21 protein-coding genes are annotated in these 23,861 nt (G+C 63.2%); 12 read left to right on the top strand and 9 right to left on the bottom strand.

From position 1 onward, the window contains the following. Nucleotides 1–167 precede the first annotated feature (167 nt). The 6 genes from VHC04_RS06160 (at nucleotide 168) to VHC04_RS06135 (ending at nucleotide 6,201) form a co-directional block, all read left to right on the top strand. Nucleotides 168–1,373 carry an ABC transporter substrate-binding protein gene (locus VHC04_RS06160; RefSeq protein WP_325679109.1) on the top strand — a complete coding sequence of 402 codons (1,206 nt, stop codon included), beginning with the start codon at nucleotides 168–170 and terminating at the stop codon, nucleotides 1,371–1,373. Nucleotides 1,374–1,499: 126 nt separating this feature from the next. Further along, nucleotides 1,500–2,714 carry an ABC transporter substrate-binding protein gene (locus VHC04_RS06155; protein WP_325679107.1) on the top strand — a complete coding sequence of 405 codons (1,215 nt, stop codon included), beginning with the start codon at nucleotides 1,500–1,502 and terminating at the stop codon, nucleotides 2,712–2,714. 115 nt (nucleotides 2,715–2,829) lie between these two features. Continuing rightward, the gene (locus tag VHC04_RS06150; RefSeq protein WP_325679105.1) at nucleotides 2,830–3,687 is read left to right on the top strand and encodes a branched-chain amino acid ABC transporter permease; all 858 of its coding nucleotides are present in this window, start codon (nucleotides 2,830–2,832) and stop codon (nucleotides 3,685–3,687) included. After that, complete coding sequence (locus tag VHC04_RS06145; RefSeq protein ID WP_325679103.1) at nucleotides 3,684–4,685, top strand: branched-chain amino acid ABC transporter permease; 1,002 nt, start codon at nucleotides 3,684–3,686, stop codon at nucleotides 4,683–4,685. Before VHC04_RS06150 ends, VHC04_RS06145 begins: the two co-directional genes overlap by 4 nt. A 41-nt stretch (nucleotides 4,686–4,726) precedes the next feature. Then, entirely contained in the window at nucleotides 4,727–5,485 is a 759-nt protein-coding gene (locus tag VHC04_RS06140; protein WP_325679101.1) for an ABC transporter ATP-binding protein, read from the top strand. Then, nucleotides 5,482–6,201 (top strand): ABC transporter ATP-binding protein, encoded by a 720-nt coding sequence (locus tag VHC04_RS06135; RefSeq protein WP_325679099.1) that lies wholly within the window; start codon nucleotides 5,482–5,484, stop codon nucleotides 6,199–6,201. The genes VHC04_RS06140 and VHC04_RS06135 overlap by 4 nt, the downstream gene beginning before the upstream one ends. 97 nt (nucleotides 6,202–6,298) lie before the next feature. Here VHC04_RS06135 and VHC04_RS06130 read toward each other — a convergent pair whose 3' ends face one another. Continuing rightward, complete coding sequence (locus VHC04_RS06130; RefSeq protein WP_325679097.1) at nucleotides 6,299–6,577, bottom strand: AraC family ligand binding domain-containing protein; 279 nt, start codon at nucleotides 6,575–6,577, stop codon at nucleotides 6,299–6,301. A gap of 688 nt (nucleotides 6,578–7,265) precedes the next feature. On the opposite strand from VHC04_RS06130, the gene VHC04_RS06125 reads away from it, so the two are divergent. The 5 genes from VHC04_RS06125 to VHC04_RS06105 all read left to right on the top strand — a co-directional run bounded on the left by VHC04_RS06125 (nucleotide 7,266) and on the right by VHC04_RS06105 (nucleotide 13,280). Continuing rightward, nucleotides 7,266–8,609: an ABC transporter substrate-binding protein gene (locus VHC04_RS06125; protein ID WP_325679096.1), complete on the top strand. Its 1,344-nt coding sequence runs from the start codon at nucleotides 7,266–7,268 to the stop codon at nucleotides 8,607–8,609. Nucleotides 8,610–8,666: 57 nt separating this feature from the next. Then, on the top strand, nucleotides 8,667–10,073 hold the full coding sequence (locus tag VHC04_RS06120; protein ID WP_325679093.1) for an ABC transporter substrate-binding protein: 1,407 nt from the start codon (nucleotides 8,667–8,669) through the stop codon (nucleotides 10,071–10,073). Between the two features lie 18 nt (nucleotides 10,074–10,091). After that, the gene (locus VHC04_RS06115) at nucleotides 10,092–11,054 is read left to right on the top strand and encodes a carbohydrate ABC transporter permease (protein WP_325679091.1); all 963 of its coding nucleotides are present in this window, start codon (nucleotides 10,092–10,094) and stop codon (nucleotides 11,052–11,054) included. Then, complete coding sequence (locus VHC04_RS06110; RefSeq protein ID WP_325679089.1) at nucleotides 11,047–11,958, top strand: carbohydrate ABC transporter permease; 912 nt, start codon at nucleotides 11,047–11,049, stop codon at nucleotides 11,956–11,958. The genes VHC04_RS06115 and VHC04_RS06110 overlap by 8 nt, the downstream gene beginning before the upstream one ends. Nucleotides 11,959–12,215: 257 nt before the next feature. Then, complete coding sequence (locus VHC04_RS06105; RefSeq protein ID WP_325679087.1) at nucleotides 12,216–13,280, top strand: ABC transporter ATP-binding protein; 1,065 nt, start codon at nucleotides 12,216–12,218, stop codon at nucleotides 13,278–13,280. A 196-nt stretch (nucleotides 13,281–13,476) separates the two neighbouring features. On the opposite strand, the gene VHC04_RS06100 is transcribed toward VHC04_RS06105, so the two are convergent. Continuing rightward, on the bottom strand, nucleotides 13,477–14,175 hold the full coding sequence (locus VHC04_RS06100; RefSeq protein WP_325679085.1) for a winged helix-turn-helix transcriptional regulator: 699 nt from the start codon (nucleotides 14,173–14,175) through the stop codon (nucleotides 13,477–13,479). Between the two features lie 188 nt (nucleotides 14,176–14,363). On the opposite strand from VHC04_RS06100, the gene VHC04_RS06095 reads away from it, so the two are divergent. Further along, entirely contained in the window at nucleotides 14,364–15,182 is an 819-nt protein-coding gene (locus VHC04_RS06095; RefSeq protein WP_325679083.1) for a class I SAM-dependent methyltransferase, read from the top strand. Between the two features lie 168 nt (nucleotides 15,183–15,350). Here the strand turns inward: VHC04_RS06095 and VHC04_RS06090 are convergent, their stop codons facing one another. From VHC04_RS06090 to ispG, 7 genes are all read right to left on the bottom strand, one after another. Beyond that, nucleotides 15,351–15,806 (bottom strand): DUF4167 domain-containing protein, encoded by a 456-nt coding sequence (locus tag VHC04_RS06090; RefSeq protein WP_325679626.1) that lies wholly within the window; start codon nucleotides 15,804–15,806, stop codon nucleotides 15,351–15,353. Between the two features lie 229 nt (nucleotides 15,807–16,035). Continuing rightward, a complete protein-coding gene (prmC, locus tag VHC04_RS06085) occupies nucleotides 16,036–16,893 on the bottom strand; it encodes a peptide chain release factor N(5)-glutamine methyltransferase (RefSeq protein ID WP_325679081.1) in 858 nt (285 codons plus the stop codon). Further along, complete coding sequence (gene prfA, locus VHC04_RS06080) at nucleotides 16,890–17,945, bottom strand: peptide chain release factor 1 (RefSeq protein ID WP_325679079.1); 1,056 nt, start codon at nucleotides 17,943–17,945, stop codon at nucleotides 16,890–16,892. Before prfA ends, prmC begins: the two co-directional genes overlap by 4 nt. Next, nucleotides 17,942–19,177, bottom strand: coding sequence for a histidine--tRNA ligase (gene hisS, locus VHC04_RS06075; protein ID WP_325679077.1), 1,236 nt, complete (start codon nucleotides 19,175–19,177; stop codon nucleotides 17,942–17,944). The genes prfA and hisS overlap by 4 nt, the downstream gene beginning before the upstream one ends. 152 nt (nucleotides 19,178–19,329) lie before the next feature. Further along, nucleotides 19,330–20,496: a M20 aminoacylase family protein gene (locus VHC04_RS06070; RefSeq protein WP_325679075.1), complete on the bottom strand. Its 1,167-nt coding sequence runs from the start codon at nucleotides 20,494–20,496 to the stop codon at nucleotides 19,330–19,332. Between the two features lie 157 nt (nucleotides 20,497–20,653). Beyond that, entirely contained in the window at nucleotides 20,654–21,961 is a 1,308-nt protein-coding gene (locus VHC04_RS06065) for an MFS transporter (protein ID WP_325679073.1), read from the bottom strand. 697 nt (nucleotides 21,962–22,658) lie between these two features. Further along, the gene (gene ispG / locus VHC04_RS06060) at nucleotides 22,659–23,801 is read right to left on the bottom strand and encodes a flavodoxin-dependent (E)-4-hydroxy-3-methylbut-2-enyl-diphosphate synthase (RefSeq protein WP_325679071.1); all 1,143 of its coding nucleotides are present in this window, start codon (nucleotides 23,799–23,801) and stop codon (nucleotides 22,659–22,661) included. Nucleotides 23,802–23,861: the final 60 nt, after the last annotated feature.

The following is a 23,861-nucleotide window of genomic DNA, read 5'->3' as shown; positions in this document are numbered from 1 at the left end:
TGCATCGGCGCCGAACGAATTGTGCACTAAGACATGAGTGGGTCCGCAACGGTTGTGCAGTGATGCCGCCAGCCGGGCTGGCTATTGCCCGGCTGGCGGCATCACTGCAAGAATGATGGCGCATAATATGCGAGCCGGCGTAACGACGCTCGTTGGGAGGGATATGCATGCACAAGGTCGCATCCCGTGGCGCCCATCTCGGCCGCCGACCGTTCATCGCGGGCACGGCGGGCGTTGCCGCCTCGCTGGCCATGCCAGCCATCGCGCAGGACAGGCCGATCCGCATGGGCTGGATCGCCGCCGTCACCGGCGTCTTCGCCAGCAACGCCCAGGCGCAGGACTGGGGTTTCCGCACCATGGTGCAGGACTTGAACGACGCCGGCGGGGTCAACGGCCGCAAGCTGGAGATCGTGATGCGCGACTCGGCCGGTGATCCGTCGAAAGCCGTCAGTTTCGCCAAGGAGCTGGTTTATAATGAAAAGGTCGACGTGGTCTGCGGTCCGATCAACAGCGGAGAGGTCCTGCCAACCCTGGGCGTGGTTTCTGGCGCCAAGACGATCCAGATGGTGGGTGGCGTCATCGATGAGCTGATCGACCCGGTGAAATACCCGCTGGCGTTTCGCAACCTGAACACCAATACGCAATATATCAAGGTGGCGACGCGGTTCTGCCTGGAGAAGCTGAACCGTAAGAAGATTGCCATCATCGACGACAACACCGGCTACGGTGTGCTGGCCATGCAGGGGCTAGTCAAGATGCTGGCCGCGCAAGGGTTGAAACCAGCCTTCACCGTCACCGTCGATCCGAATAAGGTCGACGTGACGGATGAAATCCTCAAGGCACGCGCGTCGGGCGCCGATGTCATCCAGACCTGGACGAACGCCACCGGGTTCATGGCGCGGGTACTGAACGCGCGCGGCGAACAGGGTTGGGACGTGCCGATCGTCGGCAATCCCAGCATGTACCAGGACCAGGTTGGCGCGCTGCTGAGCAAGCCGGCTTATTGGGAGAACGCTTTCGCGGCGGGCTACGCCAACAGCGTTACCGATGCCAACGGCAAGCTGCCTCCTGCAACGCAAGCCTTCCTGGACAAGCATCGAGAGGGCGCCGCGCCCTATGTCAAGACGGCCGTCTTCGCGATCATGCAGGGGGCGACCGCCGCGCTGATTCCGGTCACCGGATGGAAGAAGGCCGGCACCACCGAGGCGTTCGCCACCAAGGCGGCGCTGGAATCGATCCCGGTGATCGAGACGCCGTACGGGAGATTCTCATACACCCCCACCGATCATAACGGCTTCGGCGATGACGGCATGGCGATCTGCATCGCCAATTCGCGCCAGCCGGATGGCAGCCTGAAAGCGATTCCTTTGTAAGCCTGTCCGGGTACCGGCTTGCGCGGCAAGGCGCCGTCAGGGGGATTGCCGGGAACGGCGCTTCGCGGCACCATCGCTGACAACACGCGGCAGCAGATGCCGGAAAAAACGTCTTGGAGGAAACGCATGTCAGGGATCAAGATCCGCCCTACCGGAATCGGACGCCGGCAGGCGATGCTGGGCGCGGCAACCGCCGGCCTTGTCTCCGGCCTCGCGATGCCGGCCATCGCGCAGAACAAACCCATCCGCATGGGCTGGATTGCTGCCGTTACCGGCATGTTCGCCTCCAACGCCCAGGCGCAGGACTGGGGTTTTCGCATGACGGTGCAGGATATCAATGAGAAGGGTGGCCTGTTGGGCCGCCCGGTGGAGATCGTCATGCGCGACAGTGCCGCCGACCCGTCGAAGGCGGTCAGCTACGCCAAGGAACTCGTTTACAACGAAAACATCGATGTATTGTGCGGCCCGATCAACTCTGGCGAGGCGCTGCCCACGTTGGGGATCGTGTCCGGTGCGAAGAAGCTGCACCTGATCGGTGGATCGGTCGAGGAACTGATCAACCCGGTGAAATACCCGTTGGGATTCCGCAATCTGAACGCCAACGGCCAGTGGATCAAGGTGGCGGTGAAGTTCATGGTCGAGGACCTGAAGAAGAACCGTATCGCCATCATCAACGACAACACCGGCTATGGCGTGCTGTCGCGCGACAAGGTGACGGAGTTCCTGACGGCGCGCGGCATGAAGCCGGTCTATACGGCCACCGTCGATCCCAACAAGCCGGACGTGACGGATGAGCTGTTGAAGGCCAAGGACGCCGGCGCGGACGTCGTTACCGAATGGTCGAATGCCACCGGCTTCGTCGCTCGCCTGGTGAACGCCCGTGGCGAGCAGAACTGGAACGTGCCGATCGTTGGCCATCCCACCATCCTGCAGGAACAGGTCGCGAAGCTGCTGGGTAAGCGGGCCTATTGGGACAATGTCTATGGCGTCGGCTACCGGCATGAGGTCGTCGACGCCCAGGGCCGGCTGCCCGAAAACGTGCAGTCCTTCATGGACAAGCACAAAGACTCGATTGGTCCCTATATGGCCGCCGGCTTGCCGGCCTTCCTGCAAGGCAACGCCGCCGTGACGATCTATGCCGAGGGCGTGCGCAAGGCCGGCGACACCGATTCGTTCAAGGTGGCAGCGGCGCTGGAATCGATCCCGATGATCAACGCGCCGTACGGGCCGTTCATCTATACGGCGAAGGATCACACCGGCTTCCAGGATGAGGGCATCGTCCTGGTCAATGCCAATGCGCAACTTCCGAATGGCGGCTACCCGCCGGTAAAGATCGTCTGAGACCAAGCAGCGTTGATGCTGACCGTTCGGCCGTTCCTTCCCCCCATGATGAGGGCGCTGGTGATGACTCAAACGCGGCGGCCGGCATGAGACCGGTTCAGCGGAGGGCGGCCCCGTGCTGCTGGTGATCATCAGCGGGCTGGCGCTGGGCGGCCTGTATGGCATGACGGCGCTGGTCTACAACGTCATGTATTCGACCTCGAAAGTGCTGAGCTTCGGCACCGGGCAGTTCGCGATGGTTGGCGGCATCTGCGCCGCCTGGGTCGTGCTGGATCTGCACTGGCCGGTCTGGGTGGGGCTGATTGCCTGCCTGCTGGCCGGCGCCGTCTTCGGCTGGCTCAGCGAGCTGATCGCTGTGCGCCGCATCGTCGCCGTGTCGGACGAGCATTTATGGGTCCTCAGCACGCTGGCGCTGGCGACGATGGTGCAGGAGGCGATGTCGCTGGTCTGGGGCACCGATCCCACACCATTCCCGCGCGTACTCCCGCAGGAGTTCGCCGGTGTGATGGACCAGAAATTCTGGCTGCCGCTGCTGCTGTCGGTCGCCATGGCGGTGGGGCTGCAACAATTCTACCGCCATTCCATGACTGGCAAGCTGTTCATCGCCATGTCCGAGGACACGTTCGCGGCAAGGGCACGCGGCGTCTCCACCGACCGCATGCGCGCGGAAAGCTTCGTCCTGGCCGGCGTCCTCGGCGCGCTGTCCGGTTTCGCCGCCGGGCAGCTCACCTTCGCCGATTTCGCGCTGGGCACCGCGCTGGGCCTGTCGGGATTCATCGCGCTGGCGGTGGGCGGCATCGGCAGCTCCATTGGCGCGCTGGTGGGCGGAGCAATCCTGGGCACGCTGACCGCGCTGACCACCTATTACTTTGGTGCGCAGTATCAAAAGACCATCGCCATCGGCCTGCTGATCCTGCTGCTGGTGGTCCGGCCACAGGGCCTGTTCGGTGCGACGCAGGTGCGGCAGGTATGAGCCAATCCTATCTCCGACCCGCCATCGTTGCGGTGTTCGCCGTGTTCGCCGCGCTGCTGCCCTATATCACCGGCAACATCTACTACCTGCACGTCGCCACCATCATCGGCGTCTACTGGGTGCTGATCGCCACGCTGAACCTGCTGGTGGGCTTCACCGGCCAGCTTTCCGTCGGCCATGTCGGGCTGCTGGCGATCGGCGCCTACGCCTTCTGCCTGCTGGCCGGGCCGCAGGGTTGGAACCCGTTCCTGGCGCTGCTGGCCGGCGGCGCCATCTGTGCTGTGATCGGCCTGCTGCTCGGCTTGCCGTCGCTGCGCCTGCCGGGTTTCTACTTCGCCATGGCCACGCTGGCGTTCGGCCTGATCGTCAGCGAACTGGCGCTGGCGGAGCAATGGCTGACCAATGGCAGCGTCGGCATGGCCGCGCCCAGCTTCCCGGCGCCATTCGACACGCCCTGGGGCTTCTATTGGCTGGTGCTGGGCATCGCCGCCTTTGTCACCTGGATGACCTGGAACCTCGCGCGCTTCATGTGGGGCCGAGCGATGGTGGCGCTGCGTGACAGCACTGTTGCGGCTTCGTCGGTTGCGGTGCCGATCTACCTGACCAAGCTGCTGGTCTTCGTCTTCAGCGGCTTCACCGCCGGGGTCGCCGGTGGGTTGTACGCCACGTCGCAGAGCTACATCACGCCCGATGCCTTCATCGTCAACCTGGGTATCTACTTTTTCGTCGCCATCGTCATCGGCGGCCGCGGCGTCATCATCGGACCGTTCATCGGCGCCGCCGTGCTGGCCGCGATCCCCGAGCTGGTTGGTCCGCTGGCAAAATATGGTAGCTTTTTCTATGGGTTCATCCTGCTGGTCGTGGTGCTGGTGATCCCCGGCGGCTTCGGTGAACTGATCGACCGGCTGGCGGAGAAACTCCGGCCGGCACCGCGACAGGCCACGCGGATCGAGCCCGACCTGGACCGGCTTCGTTCCGCGATCGGGCCGCGCGCGTGAACGGCGCTCACGCGAATGGGGGTCTATTGAACCGATCGCGAGTGGACGAGACGCTGGAAGCCGCTGGGGTCATGAAGCGCTTTGGCGGACTGGTAGCGGTCGATGCCGTGTCCCTGGAACTGCGCCCTGGCGAGGTACACGGGCTGATCGGGCCAAACGGATCGGGAAAGACCACGATGCTGAACCTGATCTCCGGCTACTATACGATCGACGCCGGCCGCATCCGCCTGGGTGATACCGACATGACCAATCTGCCGGTGCGCGCCCGCGCTCGGGCCGGACTGGCGCGTACTTTCCAGACACCCAAGCTGGTGGCGGCGCTGCCGGTGCTGGACAATGCCATGCTGGGTGGCTGGCCGGATGTGCGCGCCAGCTTCCTGGAGACTGCCCTGGCCGCGCCGCGCCCGCGGCGGGAGGAGGCGGCGCTGCGCGGGCGCGCCGCCGCCATGCTGCACGGCGTCGGCCTGGGCGAGGTGATGGACCTGCGTGCGGCGCTGCTGGAACACACGGCGCAGCGCTTTCTGGAGATCGCGCGGGCGCTGACCGCGCGGCCGAAATTCGTGCTGCTGGATGAGCCGGCCGGCGGCCTGACGGTGGCGGAGATCGAGCACCTGGGCGGTATCATCGGCGTCATGCGCGACGCCGGCATTGGCGTGCTGCTGGTGGAGCACCATACCGATTTCGTGTTCCGCGTCTGCGACCGCGTGACCGCGCTAAATCTGGGCCGCGTGATCGCCCATGGCTCGCCGCGACAGGTTCGCAACGATCCGGACGTCATCAGGGTCTATCTGGGCGCATGAATACGCTGCTGGAGATCGCGGACCTGCATGTCGCCTATGGCAAAGCCGAGGTCGTGCACGGCACCAGCCTGACCGTGGGCGAGGGAGAGTTCGTCACCTTGCTGGGCCGCAACGGCGCCGGCAAGAGTACGATTCTGCATGCCATATCCGGCCTGATCCCGAAGCAATCCGGTGCGGTGCGGTTCGCGGGCCAGGACATCACCGGCGCCACGCCGCGCGACATCGTCAGGGCCGGGCTGGTGCAGGTTCTGGAGGGTCATCGCGTCTTCCATCCGCTGACAGTGGAGGACAACCTGCTGATCGGCACTTACGCCAAATCGAAACGCGGCGACCGATCGAAGCTGCCGGCGATCTATGACCTGTTTCCGGAAATGGCGGAGCGACGGCACCAGCCAGCCTCCCGCCTGTCGGGCGGACAACAACAGATCCTGGCGGTGGCGCAGGGAATCATTGCGGAACCCAAACTACTGATCCTGGATGAACCGTCGGGCGGCCTGGCGCCGTTGGTAATCGACCGCATCCTGGATGTCGCTCGAGCGCTGTCGCGCGACGGCGTCGCCATCCTGCTGGTGGAACAACTGGTGGAGAAGGCGCTGGCTCATGCCGACCGCTGCTACCTGATGGCAACGGGGCGCATCGTACATGAGGGGTTGGCAAAGGAACTGGCCGGCAGCGACATCTTGCACAGCGCCTATCTCGGTAGTGGAGCCGTGTAATCGCCGTCATCATTCGTATCGCAAGTAGCTGCATGGCTATAAATGAACGGTGAGACCGACTTGAACGGACCGATTACGGTTAATTCGGATAACGACGCTATGGGCACCGGCGTGCGCGCATGCAGAACTCCGCGCCGGGCAGCGTGCCCACCCGGTGCTGTATGCCGGTCGGCAGCCATACGGCCTGTTCGGGGGAGATGACGAATGAACGTCCTTCGACGGCGACTGTCAGCACACCTGAAATGGCGTAGACGACTTGGTTCCAATCGTGGGCGTGCTCTGGGAAGTAGTGGCGTGGGGGGATGGATTGCGCGCGCACCGTGATCGGCCTGGGCGGGGCCAGTCCTGGCGGTGGTGCAATGGTTTCCCAAGTCATGACGAGCTTCCAAGCTTGTCTGAATAGTCTATATGACCCGCCGAGCTGTCAAAAGGCCGCTGCGGCGGGCATAATTGTGCCCGGCCTGATGTGAAAAGCGGCGTCGCCGCTGGTCGGGGTCTGGTTGGATGCGGGCGTGCCCGGCAAGACACTTTCCAGCATCGGCTTCATATGGACATGGCCGCAATGGCGAGGACGGCATTAAGCAGACGAGTAAAAGCTCGCGACCGCGGTCGAGCCATTAAAAACGCAGCTGGAATACCAGATAGATGCCGCTTTTACCGTATGGGTGCGGTGAAGTCATGGCCTGGCGCAATCATCCAGCTCAGCTTGCTGACCCGCAAGTCTGGCTGAGCAAGTGCGAAAGGTTGGGATATTGCCACGGCGGATGGCCTTCTACTCGTGGTTGCCCCTGGAAAGGCAAAGCCGCTCCGCGCTAGAGGGAATGCGATCCGCAGCCCCGATGTCGCGCATTTCGATATTGTGGACAAGCAGGGTTCCGCGCCGGAAGCGCATGAATTTGCCGGGGATCATTCGTCGCAGAGAATCGACAACCTGGAATCCCGCGGTCCAGTCTTCTGCCCTTTACCTTTCCGCCGCCGGCGCGGAATAATCGCCCGCAAGGGGCCGCAGGTCTCCGGTCGCCAAGGGCTCCGAAAGCCAAAGACCGGGTAGGGAGCCAAATAGCATGACCATCACCCGGCGTGAATCTCTCACGCTCGCCTCCGCGTCGATCGCGGCGGCGACCATTCCCACCTTGCGTGCCCGAGCTGCCGTGACCGATGTGCCCACCGCCAATGTGAAGCCACTGGAGTACAAGCTGGAAAAAGGCGCGGAGCTACGGGTACTACGGCCGGCGAAGTTCATCGACCCGGATGAGGTGTATTGGCGGGAGAACACCAAGAAGTACACCGACGCAACAGGAATACCGGTGCGCGTCGATTTCATCAGCTGGGAGGATATTCGGCCACAGACCGCCGTTGTCGCCAATACCGGCGCCGGGCCGGACATCGTGGTCGGCTTCAGCTCCGACCCGCAGATCTATGCGTCGAAGATCGCCGATATGACAGACCTCGCCGACTATCTGGGGGCGAAATACGGCGGCTGGCAGGAATTGTCTGTGTTGTATGGCACCAAGTGGAAAACCAAAGACTGGATCTCGATCCCGATCGGCGGCGGTGCCGGGCCGGTCGTGTATCGCCAGTCCTGGGTGAAGCAAGCGGGTTACGACAAGATCCCGGACGACCATCAGGGATTTTTGGCGTTGTGCCAGAAGCTGCATGCGGCCGGCCACCCGTTCGGTATGTCACTCGGTCATGCGCTGGGCGACGCGAACGGCTTTGCCAGTTGGCTGCTCTGGTCGCATAACGCGATGCTGGTGGATGAAAACGGCAAGATCGCGCTCGATTCCAAGGAGACGGTGGCAGCACTGAGATACGCCACCGAGCTGCAGAAGGTGCAGGTATCCGGTAATTTGTCGTGGAACGATTCCGGTAATAACAAAGCCTATGCCGCGGGCGATATCGGCATGACGTTCAACGGCGTGTCGATCTATTATTTCCTGAAGACCTCGCCTGATCCGAAGCTGCAGCAAATGGCGGTGGATACTCAGCATCAATTGCTGCCGAAAGGCGTCGCGTCCCGTTCGCCGATGTCGGCGACGCCGATGAATGCGATGGTGTTCAAGCATACCAAGTATCCAAACGCCGCCAAGGACTACCTGCGGTTCATGATGGAGGCTGATCAATACGGCCCCTGGCTGTCCAACTGCATCGGCTATTGGTCCAACTCGCTGAAGGCCTACTCCAAGATGAAATTCTGGACAGAGGACCCGAAGCTGGCGCCGTATGCCTCCGGCATGGATACGCCATATTACGACGGGTACAAGGGGCCTGTGACGCCGGCGTCCTCGGCGGTGACGGCGAACTATACCGTGGTGGACATGTTTGCCTCGGTCGTCACCGGCAATGCCACGCCGGAAGCGGCGGCCAAGCGAGGGGCGCAACAGGCGCAGCGTTACTACAAGAGTTGAAGCGTCGTGCCGGGATCAGGGGGCAGCGCTTGTTGCCGCCGGTCCCCGGCATTACGCATGGACGCGAGCCGGCGGCACGATGAGGTTCCGTCCGGTCTTAGGGAAGGAAATCGAATGGCTGGCTTGACTCGCCGCGACACGCTCTTGTCCGGCACCGCCGCGCTGATCGGCGCGGCCACCTTGCCGCTGATTGGCGCCCATGCGGCCGATCTGGATGTGCCCACGGCGGACGTGAAGTCCCCGGACTTCAAGGCGGAATCCGGCGCGACACTGCGTGTGCTGCGCCCTGCGAAGTTCGTCGATCCCGATGAGGTGCTGTTCAGGGCAAACACGAAAAAGTTCAGTGATCAGACGGGCATTCCCGTTCGCGTCGATTTCGTCGGGTGGGAGGATGTGCAGCCCCAGACGGCGGTGGCCGCAAATACCGGTGCCGGTCCGGATATCATCATCGGTTTCGGTTCCGCGCCGCAGATCTATGCCAACAAACTGATCCAGATGAATGACCTCGCCGAATACCTCGGGGCGAAATACGGCGGCTGGCACCAGCTTGCGCAGATCTATTCCTGCCGCTGGGGCACCCAGGACTGGTTAGCGATTCCGATGGGCGGCAGCGGCGGCGCGTCCGTTTATCGCGTGTCCTGGCTGAAAGAAGCCGGCTACGACAGCATTCCAAACGACCATGCCGGTTTCCTGGAAATGGCGACGAAATTGAAGAAGAACAACCACCCGATCGGCTTCGCGCTGGGTCACGCGGTAGGCGACGGCAATGGTTTCGCCAATTGGCTGCTGTGGTCGTTCGGCGCGTCGCTGACCGACGAAAAAGGGAAGGTCTCATTGGATTCGAAAGAGACAATCGCCGCATTGAACTATGCCAGAGAGCTGTATCCGCAGATGATCGAGGGTACCTTGTCCTGGGGTGACCCGAGCAACAACAAGGCGTTCGCGGCAGGTGACATCAGCCTGACGTTCAACGGAGTCTCGATCTACTACGTCGCAAAGAACTCGTCCGATCCGAAATTGCAGGCGATCGCGGCGGACACCAACCATCAGGTGCCGCCGCTTGGCATGGCCAAGAAATCGCCGTCGTCGTCGCTGGTGGTCAACGCGATGGCCTTCAGGCACACGAAATATCCCAATGCCTGCAAGGAATACCTGCGCTTCATGATGGAGGCACCGCAATACGCGCCGTGGTTGGCGGGCTGTCTGGGATACTGGTCCAACTCGCTGAAAGCCTACGGCAAGATGGCATTCTGGGACGCGGACCCGAAGCTGAAGCCGTATATCGACAGTATGGATACGCCGTACTACGACAGCTACAAGGGGCCCATATCGGCGGCGTCATCCGCCGTCGCGGCCAATTATACGCTGGTGGATATGTTCGCCTCGGTCGCGACTGGCAACGCCACGCCGGAAGCGGCGGTCAAGACCGCGGCGAGGCAGGCGGCTCGTTACCTCAAGGGATAGCAAAAGGAAGACGCGACCATGGACGCGACGACCGGCGAACTGATCTTGGAATGGAAGCCGCGACGACGCCATTCCCGTATCAGCCGATTGTTCGACTGGAAGCCGTTCCTGGTTGCGCTCTGCATGCTGCCCACGGCGGGATTGCTGCTGATCTTCCTGACCTACCCGCTGGGACTGGGCCTGTGGCTGTCGCTGACCGACACCACCATCGGCCAGCCTGGCGAGTATATCGGGCTGGACAACTTCACCTCACTGTTCAGCGACCCGGTGTTCTGGGGCGCCGTGTGGTATACGATCTTCTACACGGCGGTGGCGACAGTCGGGAAATTCCTGCTGGGATTGTGGCTGGCGCTGCTGCTGAACCACCATATCCCCTTCAAGGCATTCATACGCGCCATCGTGCTGCTGCCGTGGATCGTGCCGACAGTGCTGTCCGCGATCGCCTGGTGGTGGATCTACGATCCGCAATTCTCCATCGTGTCGTTCGTTTTGGTGGACGTGCTGCACTGGCGGAGCCATTACATCGACTTCCTCGGTTCGCCCTGGTCCGCCCGGTGGTCGCTGATTGTCGCCAATATCTGGCGCGGTATTCCATTCGTGGCAATCACGCTGCTGGCCGGGCTGCAAACCATCTCGCCGTCGCTGTATGAAGCGGCGCTGCTGGATGGCGCCAGCAGCTGGCAAAAATTCCGCCGCATCACCGTGCCGCTGCTGATGCCGATCCTGTCGGTGGCACTGACACTGTCGGTGCTGTTCACCTTTTCCGACTTCCAGCTGGTCTATGCGATTACCCGTGGCGGCCCGTTCAACTCCACCCACCTGATGGCGACGCTGGCGTTCCAGCGGGCCATCCCCGGGTCGCAACTGGGCGAGGGGGCGGCGATCGCGGTGTCCATGATCCCGTTCCTGCTAGTGGCGACGCTGGTTTGTTTCTTCGGCGTCGGGCGCCGCAAATGGCAACAAGGAAGCGACAATGACTGAGGCGCTGGCGGCCAACCAGGAGGTTCAAGTCGCGGCGTCCCTGAAAGACGCACCGGAACTGCTGAGCTGGGATTCGCGGGCGCGGCGCGTCATCACGGTGTACATCCCGCTCGCCATCTTCATCATCGTCTTGTTGTTCCCGTTCTACTGGATGGCGATTACGTCGATTAAACCCGACTACGAGATGTACAACTACAAGCAGTTCAACCCATTCTGGGTGCACTCGCCGACACTGGCGAACATCAGGAAACTGCTGTTCGATACAGAATATCCCCGCTGGCTGATGATTACGATGGGGGTCGCCACGGCAGCGACCTTCATTTCGGTGGGTGCCAGCGTGCTCGCGGCTTATGCGATCGAGCGGCTACGGTTCCAGCACGCTCAGCATATCGGCCTGGCGATCTATCTGGCCTATCTGGTGCCGCCGACCATCCTGTTCATTCCGTTGGCCACGCTGATCTTCCAGTTCGGCCTGTTCGATAGCCCGTTGGCGCTGGTGCTGACCTATCCGACGTTCCTGATCCCGTTTTGCACGTGGCTGCTGATCGGCTACTTCAAATCGATCCCGTATGAGCTGGAGGAATGTGCACTGATCGATGGTGCTTCCCGCCTGCAGATCCTGCGGCGAATCACGCTGCCGCTGGCGGTACCAGGATTGATCTCGGCCGGTATTTTCGCATTCACCCTGTCGTGGAACGAGTTCATCTACGCGCTGGCGTTCATCCAGAGCACCGAAAGGAAGACGGTTCCGGTGGCAATCCTGACCGAACTGGTCACCGGTGACGTCTATCAATGGGGGTCTTTGATGGCAGGATCGCTGCTGGGTTCGGTCCCGGTGGCAATCATCTACTCATTCTTCGTGGAGTACTACGTGTCCTCGATGACTGGAGCGGTGAAGGAGTAGCCGCGATGCAGATTGACACCCTGAACCCGAGATTCCCACGTTGCCCGCCGTGGCCTTGTGTCGTCTCGGGATGGGAGGGTGAGGGCTGATCTTGAAATGCGGACGGACTTGATTTCCAGGCTGCGGCCAAACTCACTGGGCCCAGCAGGAGCATCGTCCGTCACCTGGGGATTTTGCGCGCCGGCGCGGCGCATGCCAGGAAGCGGACAGGAGAACCGCCGTCGAATGCGCGGTCGCTACTTGGAGGAAAGACAAGCATGGCCAATGTGTCCATCCGCGATGTCCGTAAGCGCTACGGATCCAACGAAGTGCTGCACGGCGTCAGTGTCGAGATCGAGGATGGGGAATTCGTCATCCTGGTCGGCCCGTCCGGCTGTGGGAAATCGACACTGCTGCGGATGATCGCCGGGCTGGAGAATATCACTGGCGGCGAGATCGCCATCGGCGGGCGAGTGGTCAACAACGTCGCGCCGAAGGAACGGGACATCGCAATGGTGTTCCAGAACTACGCTCTGTACCCGCACATGACGGTACGCGACAACATGGCGTTCGCGCTGAGCCTGGCGAACGCACCGAAGGCGGTGATCGACCAGAAAGTAAACCGAGCGGCGGAGATCTTGAGCCTGGCGCCGTATCTGAATCGATATCCGAGGCAATTGTCAGGTGGGCAGCGGCAGCGTGTGGCGATGGGACGGGCAATCGTGCGCGACCCACAGGTGTTCCTATTCGATGAACCTCTGTCCAATCTCGACGCGAAGCTGCGCGTCGCCATGCGAGCGGAGATCAAGGAACTGCACCAGCGGCTGACCACGACGACAGTGTATGTCACGCACGACCAGATCGAGGCGATGACCATGGCTGACAAGATCGTCGTGATGAACGCCGGCAACGTGGAGCAGATCGGCACTCCGTTGGAATTGTACGATTATCCGGCAAATTTATTTGTTGCCGGGTTTATCGGCTCCCCTGCGATGAATTTTTTGAAGGGTAAGGTAGATGGTGGGGCGTTCAGGTCGGAGGAGGGGACAGCGCTGCCGCTGCCGTCTACTCGGGGAGTGGTCGACGGCAGCCCGATCATCTACGGCATTCGTCCGGAGCATTTCTGTTTGAGTAACGGTGGCGGTACCCCGGCCAGAGTCAACGTAATCGAGCCGACGGGGTCGGAAACGCAAGTGATGGCGGACTTCGCCGGCGCCCCGATCATCGCCGCGTTCCGCGAGCGGGTGGCCGCCAAGCCGGGGGAGATGATCCACATCACGCCCGATCCGGCGATGGTGCATCTGTTCGATGCTCGGACGGGCCAGCGGATGGAAGCCGTATAGAACCTGTCTCGCAATCAAGCATCGGGCTGAAGCTTGCGAAGCAAGAGCCATGCTACGCACTCTGGAACAGCGTCTCGAAGACCTGTGCAACTGCCTTTCGCGGCCAAGCCAGCCGAAGATGTATTCCACAACCCGTGCTTCGGCGGAATGATGTAGCTTTTGATGGCGTACGGCCCGGCTGACGGACGATCTGAAACTAAGCCACTCTCTTCCCGATATTCGCGAACGCGCTGAGCTTCAGCCAGGCGCGCAGATCATTGGCGAGCGCGCCGCTGCCCGTCAGGACAAGCCGGCCTTCCTCGGTCGCCCGACCGATCGTGCAATAGCCCAGCCAGATTTCGGTCATCGTCCGCAAACTGGTCGATACGTAGAGATCGACGTCGAAACCAGGATCGACGGTGCACAAATCCACTTCCGCGTCCGGTTCGACGATGAGCCAATAGTTGCGTTCCGATACAGGCTGCTCGTCAAAAATGAACTGGATGGTGTTGCGCCGGCGCGGCATAGGGTCGGTATCGATGTTCCGCTTGATGTCCCACATCAGCAGATTGGCGTCGAGGTTGCTTAACGTTGCCTCGGTTGTGACCCATCGTTGGCCCCACACGCCAACCGCTTCAATGATCGGGCGCAGTTCGCCTCCGGCCTCGGTCAAGCGGTATTCATGCACAGAGAATCCGCGCACCGTGGCGGTCCGCGTGACGATCCCGGCCGCCTCCAGATCCTTCAGACGCCTGGAAAGCAAGGCCGGAGACATGCCTGGCAGGCCACGCCGCAGCTCGTTGAAGCGAGTCGATCCCATGAGGAGTTCGCGCAGGACGAGCAGCGTCCAGCGGGAACAGACGATCTCCGCAGCCATGGCGATGGGGCAGAACTGATTGTAACCGCTGTCTGACATGGTGGGCCTTCTCCGGCAGTGGTTTCGGATGGCCATGGCAAGGCTGGTTACGCCTCTTCCTTGGACCTTCGCCAGTTCAGTTTCTGTATCGGGCGGATTCAGATGGTGAACTGGAATCCGGCAACGCCGTCGTGAAAACCTCCTGGCCAACAATAAACCGCGCTGCGGCAAGCAAATGGAGGTTCTCGATGTCGGTTGTATCCACTGCCCCCGATTACACGGCGATCAAGCAGCGCCAGAAGACCGTCTGGTCGTCCGGCGACTACGCGATCATCGGTACGACGCTGCAGATCGTCGGCGAACGCTTGTGCGAGGCGGTGGATATGCGTGCCGGAAGCCGGGTACTCGATGTCGCCGCTGGCAACGGCAACGCGACGTTGGCCGCCGCTCGGCGCTTCGCGCGTGTCACATCGACCGATTACGTCGGTGCGCTGCTCGAGCACGGCAAGAAACGGGCTGAGGCCGAGGGTTTTTCGGTCGCGTTCCAAGAAGCCGATGTCGAAGCGCTTCCCTTTGCCGATGGCAGCTTCGACACGGCGCTCTCCACCTTCGGCGTCATGTTCGCCCCTGACCAGGAGAAGGCGGCCTCAGAACTCACTCGCGTGGTGCGCAAGGGCGGCCGCATTGGTCTGGCCAACTGGACGCCCGACGGGTTTATCGGCGAACTGCTGAAGATCGTCAGCAGGTATGTGCCGCGTCCGGCCGGCATCAAGCCGCCGACGCTCTGGGGTACGATGGGACGTCTGCTGGAACTGTTCGCTGGATATGAGATTCAGGCTTCCGAGCAGAGCTTCACCTTCCGCTACGAAACACCAGGGCATTGGCTCCAAACCTTCAGGAGCTTCTATGGACCGGTCAATCGGGCCTTCGCGGCACTCGATGGCAAAAGCGCGGCGGCACTCGAAGTCGACATCCTGCGCCTGCTGCAACAGCACAACAACGGCAGTGGCACGCTGATCGTCCCTGCTGCCTATCTTGAAGCCGTCATCATCAGGCCGTCGGCTTGACGAACGTATTCCGACGTTGGCCAAATAAGCGGGCTATGCGCTGACCGTCGCTTTCTAGGGTGCCACGTTTTCTAGGGTGCCACGTTCCGCGTTACGTCCAGGCCAACGTCCGCCTCCTCCCGGCGCCGCGTCGAGGCCGGGAGCCCACCCAAAGCCGACTGATCGAACTCAGCCCTCGGGCGGCGCTGCGGCGATCGGGATTTCCCGAGCCTCTGGCTGCTCGCCAAAGCCGGCGGGATGTTCGATATCATTCGCATCGGCCGGCGGGGCGCTTTCCTCGCCATTGGCAGCGGCTTCGCCCTGGTAATGGCGCCGACCCTGCTGCTGCTGTTGTTGCTGGGCGGCTTGGTTCATAGCATTCAGGATGCGGAAATAGTGCTCCGCATGCTGAAAGAACCCTTCAGCCTGCACGCGGTCGCCGGAACTGGTCGCATCACGGCCAAGTTGCAGATATTTCTCGAACAATTGTTGGGCGGTGCCGCGGATCCGGACATCCGGGCCATTGCTGTCGAAGACGTGGTTGCGGTTTAGCGGAACACCGCCGCTCGCGTGGCGCATTCCGCCGCCGCCACCTCCGCCACCACCGGAACGGTGGTTGCGGCCACGCATACGTTTCATGTTCATGCTTATGCCGTCGCGCTTTCCCATTGCGGGCGGACCAGGGGGGCGAGCGGGCGCGAGTATGGTGATCCCGTGCGCTATCCGCGAGGTCGGCCACCGATCATCGGCGTTTGACGATGGTTGGTAACGGCCATGTCAGCGATACGCCATTACACCCAGGAACAACCGCATCGCGGCGTCCTTACCATCCAGGGCAAATTAGCCTCCGGGCCCCTTGCTGCCAAACAGTTTTTTAGTCCAGAGCCGCGGAAAGCCTGATCACACGCGGAATTCCCGCCAAATCTTGGCGGAAAGTGATGCAAAAGCCATCAGGCCGTGCGATCTCCGCGACCATGTTGGCTTGGCCGGCACCGAGTTCAAGGATCGCAACGCCATTCGGTGCAAGCGACTCGCGTAGCGCCGGGATGACCCGCCGATAGGCATCTCCACCGTCTGGGCCGGCCGCCAGGGCGCGGCGCGGTTCGTACTGGACGACATCGGGCATCAGCGCCGCCATGTCGGGGGTGGGAATATAAGGCGGGTTGGACACGATGAGGTCGAACCGCCCGGCCAGCGGCGCAGTCCAATCCCCGGTGATGAACGCGGCCCGCGCGGCCAGCCCCAGCCGGGCGGAATTGCGCTGCGCCAGCGCGGAGGCCCTCGGTTCCAGGTCCACGCCGACACCCCACGCATCGGGAAACTCATGCAGCAGGGCCAGCAGCAGACAACCGGTGCCGGTTCCCAGGTCCAGAATCCGCGTCGGCGCTGGACGCCGGGCAAAGGCGGCCAGCGCGTCCTCGACCAGGGTTTCGGTGTCCGGACGGGGGACCAGCGTAGCCGGCGAGACCTCGAAGGACAGGCTCCAGAACTCACGCCGGCCGACAATATGGGCGATCGGTTCGGCTCGCTCCCGGCGCGCCAGCAGATGCCGAAACACGGTGGGATCGATCAGGCGCTGCGGGTCGCGGATCAGGTCGCTGCGATCGCATCCCAGCGCATGAGCCAGGAGCAGGCGGGAGTCGAGGCGTGGATTGTCAGCGACCGTCGCCAGCCGCTCCGCTCCCTCTCGTACCGCCTGGCTGATGGTGATGGGTGTCGTGCCGGCGATCACTCCTCGGCGGCCAGCCGGGCAGCCTGGTCCTCTGCGGTCAGGGCGTCGATGAACTCGTCCAGTTCGCCCTGCATGACGCGGTCGATCTTGTACAACGTCAGGTTGATGCGGTGATCCGACACACGGCCTTGCGGGAAGTTATAGGTACGGATGCGCTCACTGCGATCGCCGGTACCCACCTGCGCCTTGCGATCGGCCGACCGGGCCGCGTGGAGCGAGGCGCGCTGCTGCTCATACAGCCTGGCGCGCAGCACTTTCATGGCCTTGGCGCGGTTCTTGTGCTGGCTCCGCTCCTCCTGCATCGCCACGACGATGCCCGTGGGGATATGGGTCAGGCGTACCGCGCTGTCGGTCTTGTTGACGTGCTGCCCGCCGGCGCCGGAGGCACGGTAGATGTCGATGCGCAGATCCGCGTCGTCGATGTGGACATCGACCTCCTCGGCCTCCGGCAGCACAGCCACGGTGACGGTGGAGGTATGGATGCGTCCCTGGCTTTCCGTTGCCGGCACGCGCTGCACGCGATGCACGCCGGATTCGTATTTCAGCCGGGCGAAGACGTTGCGGCCGGTGATTTCGGCGCTGGCCTCCTTGATGCCGCCCAGGCCGGTGTCGCTGTAGTCCAGGACCTCGAACTTCCAGCCCTTACTCTCCGCATATTTCTGATACATGGCGAACAGCTCGGCGGCGAACAGACCAGCCTCATCGCCGCCGGCGGCCGGACGGATTTCCAGAATGGCGGAGCGTTCATCGGCCTCATCCTTGGGCAGCAGCGCCAGACGGATTTCGTGTTCCAGCGCCGGGATGCGGTCTTTCAGGCCGTATAGCTCCTGCTCCGCCAGATCCTTCATCTCTGGATCGGCGAGCAGGGACTCCGCGTCTTCTCGCGCGCGTTCCGCCGCACGCAAGTCGTCGACGCGGGCGACGATGGGTTCGATATCGGCCAGCTCGCGCGACGCCTTGACGAAAGCCTCGCCGGAGAGGCCCTCGGACAGCATTGCCCTCAGTTCATCCGCGCGGGCGGCGATCCGATCCAGCTTCTCGTCCAGTTTCATGATAATAAAGCAACGATCTGATCGAGCGGCACGGCTTCCTGCGTGCCGGATGCCAAGTCCTTCACCTGTGCCACACCGGCCGTCAGGTCGTCGGCGCCCAGGATGACCGCGGCGCGGGCGCCGGCCTTGTTGGCACGTTCCATCCGTCGCTTGAGATTGCCTCGATACGCCATCTCCGCCCGAAGCCCCGCCGCACGGAGGGCCTGCAGGATGGGGATGGCGGCCGCCTCGGCCTGCTCTCCGATTGGCACCAATGCGATCGCGGTCGGGGCAGGGGGCGGCTGGTCAAGCAGCATCGAAAGGCGCTCGATTCCCGAAGCCCAGCCGACGGCGGGGGTTTGCGGACCGCCCATTTCCGCGACCAACCCGTCATAGCGACCGCCCGCCATCACCGTACCCTGGGCGCCGAGGGCCTGGGTAACGAACTCGAAGGCCGTGTGGCCGTAATAATCCAGGCCGCGGACGATACGAGGGTTGCGGATGAACGGCACGTTGAAATGCGCCAGATGCGTCTGCAACCCGTCGAAGAAGGCGCGTGCGGCGTCGGTCAGGTAGCGGTCGATGGTCGGCGCGTTGGCAACGATGATGCGGTCGCTCTCATCCTTGCTGTCCAATATACGCATCGGGTTGCGGTCCAGCCGATGCAGGCTGTCCTGCGACAACGATCCCCTATGGTCGGTGAGATAGGCGACCAGCGCGTCGCGATATGCCAGGCGGCTGTCCCTGTCGCCCAGCGTGTTCAGCTCCAGCACGACGTCGTCCGCCACATCCAGCGCCTGCAGGATATCCCAGCCGCAAGCGATCACTTCGGCATCCGCCAACGGTTCGCCAGGACCGATCAGTTCCACGCCGATCTGGTGGAACTGGCGGTACCGGCCTTTCTGTGGCCGCTCGTACCGGAACATCGGGCCGGCATAGAATACCTTCTGCGGCAACGACTGAGTCAGCCCGTTCGTCACCAGTGCTCGGCAAACGCCCGCCGTTCCCTCCGGGCGGAGCGTGACGGAATCGCCGCCCCGGTCGGTGAAGCTGTACATCTCTTTCGTCACGACGTCGGAGGTTTCGCCCAGCGTGCGGGAGAAGACGCGCGTATCCTCAAAAATCGGCGTCTGCCATTCGTCGAAGCCATAGGTGGCGGCGATGCGGCGGGCGGTGTCGGCGACATGGGCAAAGCGGCGCTGTTCCTCGCCGATCAGGTCGTGGGTGCCGCGGGCGGGCTGGAGGTCGGTCAAAACGGTCCTCGACGGATCCTTGGATAAGGCGGCTTATATAGGGGCACGTTTCGGCAGAGGCTACGGGGCACGGCAAATCAGAGACGCGTGCCGAGGGGATGTCTCCCGGCCCCTTACCGGCTGTTGCCCTCACGAATCATGGTCCGCACTGGCTACTGGTTCCCCGCCAGCCGCCGCTCTGCGATCCGCGCCAGCAGGCTGGCACCGATCGGCAGGATGTCGTCATTGAACCGGTAGCCGGGGTTGTGCAGGTTCTTACCGTCGCCCGCGCCAACCCACAGATAAGCGCCCGGCACCTTCTCCAGCATGGCGGCGAAATCCTCGCTGCCGCTGACCGGCTCCGCCGCCGGGTCGACATTCTCGGCGCCCACCAATTCTGATGCGATACGGCAGGCGATGTCCGCCAGCGCCGGATCATTGGCCAGCGGGGTACAGCCGGGATTGATCGTGACGGTGGCGGTGGCGCCGAAGGTGGCGGCGATACCCGCGGTGATCTCCTGTATCCGGCGGATAATCAGCGTGTGCACCGCCTTGTCATAACTACGGATCGTGCCGCAGAGGGAGGCGGCTTCCGGCACCACGTTATAGGCGGATCCGGCGTGGACACTGGTGACCGACAGCACCGCCATCTGCCGCGGCGGCACGTTGCGGCTGACCACCGTTTGCAGCGCCTGAGCCAGGCTGACGGCCACGATCACCGGATCGACCGACTGGTTCGGCATTGCGCCGTGGGAGCCGCGGCCGGTGATGGCGATATCGAAACTGTTTGATGCGGCCATCGATACGCCCGGCGTGCAGCCGATCCAGCCGGCCGGCTTGCCCGGCCAGTTGTGAAGCCCGTAAACCTCGTCGCAGGGAAACCGGTCGAACAGCCCGTCGGCGATCATCGCATCGGCACCGGTCAACCGTTCCTCCGCCGGCTGGAAAATCAGGATCACGCGACCAGGGAAGGAGCGGCTGGCCGCCAGGTATTGCGCCGCGCCGAGCAGCATCGTGGTGTGCCCGTCATGGCCGCAGCCATGGAACGCACCCGGATTGCGAGAGGTAAAGGGCAGCCCTGTATCCTCCTCCATCGGCAGCGCGTCCATGTCGGCGCGCAGGCCGACGGTGCGGCCGGGACCACGCCCCTCGATCACGCCGACGACGCCGGTCTTGCCGATGCCGGTCTCCACCTGATCCACGCCCCAGCGGCGCAGGCAATCCGCGACCAGGGCCGCGGTGCGGGTTTCTTGGAACCCGATTTCCGGATGGGCGTGGATGTCCTGGCGGATAGCGGCCAGCGCCGCCTGTTCGTCGCGGATCTGCGGGATCAGGTCCATGAAGCAGGGTCTCCTGTCGATTTCGCCGCATTAGAGCATGATAAAGGCGACCGGACCCAAAACTGGTCTGCAACCGATTGTTGCCAGAAGCCGGTATGCCAAACACAGCCATGTGTGTTTTGGCGCGATGGCAGGAATCGGACCAAGCTGAGAGGAATCATACCAATTTGTGCCCGCGCATCTCGGGTATGGCGGCCAAGGCAATGACGGTCGCGGCGGCACAGGCCATCACGTACCAGGCGGCGGCCAGCGGGTTACCGGTGGTCTGGATCAGCCAGGTGACGATGAATTGCCCAAAGCCGCCGAAAATCGCCACACCCAGAGCGTAGACCAACGACATGCCGGTGGCTCGTGCCTCGACAGGGAATATTTCGGGCAGGGTCAGGATCACCGTCGCCGCGCCGAGTGTATTCAAGGCCGACAGCCCGCCAATGATCCACAGCAGGGTGTTCACCGAGGGGCTGGCGTTCAGAGCCAGGAAGGCGGGATGGATTGCCACCACAAGGAGCAGATAGGATATGAGAATGACAGGCTTGCGGCCGACCCTGTCCGACAGGGCGCCGCCGAGCGGGGCGACGATCACATTGGCAAGTCCGCCGGCGATCCCTGCCAGCAGCCCGGCCTGGGGCGGCAGATGGAGCTGTGTCACCGCATAGGTGGCCATGTAGAGCACAATGATCGCGTTCGCAGCCGTGCCGCCGACCACCAGCCCGACACCGGCCAGAATGCGGCCCGGAAACTGCTTCACCGCGATGCGCAACGAGGATACCGAGCGTGTGCGCATATCTGCTTCGTTGGCGTGGCTCTCCTCCAGCGCCACGCGCAGCCACAGCCCCACCGGCACGATCAGCGCGCCCAGCAGGAAGGCGAGACGCCAACCCCATGCGGTGACGTCGGCGGGTGGCAGCATCGTGGTAATCGCGAATGCCACGACGGCGGCGGCAGTCACGCCCAGACCCTGGCTGGCCAGTTGCCAGGAGCCGAAGAAGCCGCGCCGATGGGAAGGCGCGTGCTCCGCCAGCAGGGTGGTTGAAGCGCCGACTTCACCACCCGCGGAGAAACCTTGCAGCAGGCGGCCCAGCAGAACAATGGATGCACCGGTCAGCCCCGATGTGGCATGGGCAGGGGCGAGTCCGATCATGCAGGTGCCCAGCGCCATCAGCGCCAGCGTCAGCAGTGTGGCAGTCTTGCGGCCCTTGCGGTCGGCGTAGGCTCCCAGCACGAGCCCACCCAGCGGGCGCAGGAAGAAACCGACACCGTATGTCGCGAAGGCCAGCAGCAGTTGCGCCGTGGGATCCTGGGCGGGGAAGAACAATGCGCCAATGGTGCGCGCGAAGAAGCTGAAGACAACGAAATCGTAGAATTCCAGCGCATTGCCAATAGTGCAGGCTGCGATCAGCCGAACGTGGCTGTGCGCTCTGAGGGATGCGGCACCGGAAGGGCCGGTGGTGCCAGTGACGGACATCAAGGTCTCCACGGTGATGGCGCAGCAGTGGCCCATCAAGACCCAGCCGGCCCGCAACGCCGGAGGGCGCGTCCGGGCTCTACTGGCCTTGCTCTCGCCTGCAACTTCATCGTGAGAAGTTGAGCGGTAACCGCAATCGTCTGTTTATGCAACGGTCGGCTTGCACCCTGACGTATTCCACAACTGGAGTGCGGTTCCCGCGCCACGAGTCACATGGACAGCTCCCCTGGACAGCCCGTCCGGCAGGTGGGACGCGTATTCATGCCACATCGCGGCGGCCTGATGGCCAATGCGGCGCCGAGGGATCAACCGCACTCGAAAACTCCCAGGCTCAGCGCCGCAACGGACCAGACACTCTGAACACTAGGGACAACCGCCTTCTGCCGATGGCGTCAGTCGATCGTCTCATGCTGGGGTACGATGAAGCTTTCAGACCAATGACAGAAGGGGCATGCGCATTTCGACGCAGCGCGGAAGGAAGAATGCGTGTCCGCTTGCGACACCCGGTCCATCGCCGCCGTCCGGTCGACCCTTCGGGCTGCTGGACGCCGGCCCCCGAACCGAGTGTGACAATCTCCGCTCAGAGTGGCAGCAGCAGACCGGGTTCGATCAGCGTGTGCGGGTGCCGCACGACGGCGCGGAAACCGAACGTCGACCTTGGCGAGCAAATCGAGCGGCGCAACGGTCCCGCCGGCGGTCACTCCGCCGCCAGCTTCTCCGCTGCTTTTTCGGCGCGGATCGCCTCGGCCTTCTTTTCGACCAGTCCCACGATGTGATCGATCATCTTGTCGCCGTCGATGGTGTGATCGGTCTTGCCAGCCGCGTACACCATGTGCCGTCCGTTGCCGCCGCCGGTGACGCCGATATCGGTCATCAGTGCCTCGCCCGGGCCGTTCACCACACAGCCGATGATCGAAAGGGTAATCGGTGTCTCGATATGGCTCAGCCGCTGTTCCAGCGTCTCCACCGTTTTGATGACGTTGTAGCCCTGACGCGCGCAGGACGGGCAGGAGATGATCTTCACCCCGCGATGCCGCAGTCCCAGGGACTTCAGGATATCCCAGCCGACGCGAACCTCTTCCTCGGGCTCATCGGACAAGGATACCCGCAATGTGTCGCCGATGCCGGCCCATAGCAGGCTGCCCAGCCCGATCGACGATTTCACCGTGCCCATGCGCCGCCCGCCCGCTTCGGTGATCCCGATATGCAGGGGGTGATCGCACGCCTCGGCGAGTTGCTGATAGGCTGCCACCGCCAGGAAGACGTCCGATGCCTTTACGCTGATCTTGAAGTCGTGGAAATCGTGCTGCTGCAGGATGTCGGCATGGTACAGCGCGCTTTCGACCAGCGCTTCCGGGTTCGGCTCGCCGTATTTCTCCAGCAGGTGCTTCTCCAGCGAGCCGGCGTTGACGCCGATGCGCATGGAACAGCCGTGGTCGCGGGCCGCGTTGATCACCTCGCGCACCCGAGCCGGCGAGCCGATGTTGCCGGGGTTGATGCGCAGGCAGGCCGCGCCCGCCTTGGCCGCCTCGATGCCGCGTTTGTAGTAGAAGTGGATGTCGGCCACGATCGGGACCTTGGCCGCCTTGACGATGGCGGGCATCGCCGCCGTCGACTCCTCGTCGGGGCAGGACACCCGCACGATGTCCGCGCCGGCCTCTTCCAGCTGACGAATCTGATTGATCGTCGCGTTGGCGTCGGCGGTCAGGGTGTTGGTCATCGACTGGACGGTGATCGGCGCGTCGCCGCCCACCTCCACGTCGCCGACGCGGATCTTGCGGCACTTGCGGCGCTCGATGTGTCGCCACGGGCGCACATGGGTGTGGTCTTGAGCGGTCATGACGTCTCCGAAGGTAGGCTATTGCGCCGGATCGCCCAAGCCCCGCAGCGAGAATTTTAG

Origin of the sequence: Rhodopila sp. (genome assembly GCF_035548095.1) — a bacterium.
Lineage (GTDB): Bacteria > Pseudomonadota > Alphaproteobacteria > Acetobacterales > Acetobacteraceae > Rhodopila.
This window is presented reverse-complemented; position numbering and strand designations above follow the sequence as displayed.

Coding starts and splice junctions, on each gene's coding strand:
- VHC04_RS06100 (WP_325679085.1), bottom strand. CDS start 14,175: ATGTCAGACAGCGGTTACAATCAGTTCTGCCCCATCGCCATGGCTGCG.
- VHC04_RS06070 (WP_325679075.1), bottom strand. CDS start 20,496: ATGGACCTGATCCCGCAGATCCGCGACGAACAGGCGGCGCTGGCCGCT.
- VHC04_RS06120 (WP_325679093.1), top strand. CDS start 8,667: ATGGACGCGAGCCGGCGGCACGATGAGGTTCCGTCCGGTCTTAGGGAA.
- VHC04_RS06125 (WP_325679096.1), top strand. CDS start 7,266: ATGACCATCACCCGGCGTGAATCTCTCACGCTCGCCTCCGCGTCGATC.
- VHC04_RS06135 (WP_325679099.1), top strand. CDS start 5,482: ATGAATACGCTGCTGGAGATCGCGGACCTGCATGTCGCCTATGGCAAA.
- VHC04_RS06130 (WP_325679097.1), bottom strand. CDS start 6,577: ATGACTTGGGAAACCATTGCACCACCGCCAGGACTGGCCCCGCCCAGG.
- VHC04_RS06090 (WP_325679626.1), bottom strand. CDS start 15,806: ATGAACATGAAACGTATGCGTGGCCGCAACCACCGTTCCGGTGGTGGC.
- VHC04_RS06065 (WP_325679073.1), bottom strand. CDS start 21,961: ATGTCCGTCACTGGCACCACCGGCCCTTCCGGTGCCGCATCCCTCAGA.
- ispG (WP_325679071.1), bottom strand. CDS start 23,801: ATGACCGCTCAAGACCACACCCATGTGCGCCCGTGGCGACACATCGAG.
- VHC04_RS06115 (WP_325679091.1), top strand. CDS start 10,092: ATGGACGCGACGACCGGCGAACTGATCTTGGAATGGAAGCCGCGACGA.
- VHC04_RS06145 (WP_325679103.1), top strand. CDS start 3,684: ATGAGCCAATCCTATCTCCGACCCGCCATCGTTGCGGTGTTCGCCGTG.
- VHC04_RS06110 (WP_325679089.1), top strand. CDS start 11,047: ATGACTGAGGCGCTGGCGGCCAACCAGGAGGTTCAAGTCGCGGCGTCC.
- VHC04_RS06105 (WP_325679087.1), top strand. CDS start 12,216: ATGGCCAATGTGTCCATCCGCGATGTCCGTAAGCGCTACGGATCCAAC.
- VHC04_RS06095 (WP_325679083.1), top strand. CDS start 14,364: ATGTCGGTTGTATCCACTGCCCCCGATTACACGGCGATCAAGCAGCGC.
- prfA (WP_325679079.1), bottom strand. CDS start 17,945: ATGAAACTGGACGAGAAGCTGGATCGGATCGCCGCCCGCGCGGATGAA.
- VHC04_RS06160 (WP_325679109.1), top strand. CDS start 168: ATGCACAAGGTCGCATCCCGTGGCGCCCATCTCGGCCGCCGACCGTTC.
- VHC04_RS06155 (WP_325679107.1), top strand. CDS start 1,500: ATGTCAGGGATCAAGATCCGCCCTACCGGAATCGGACGCCGGCAGGCG.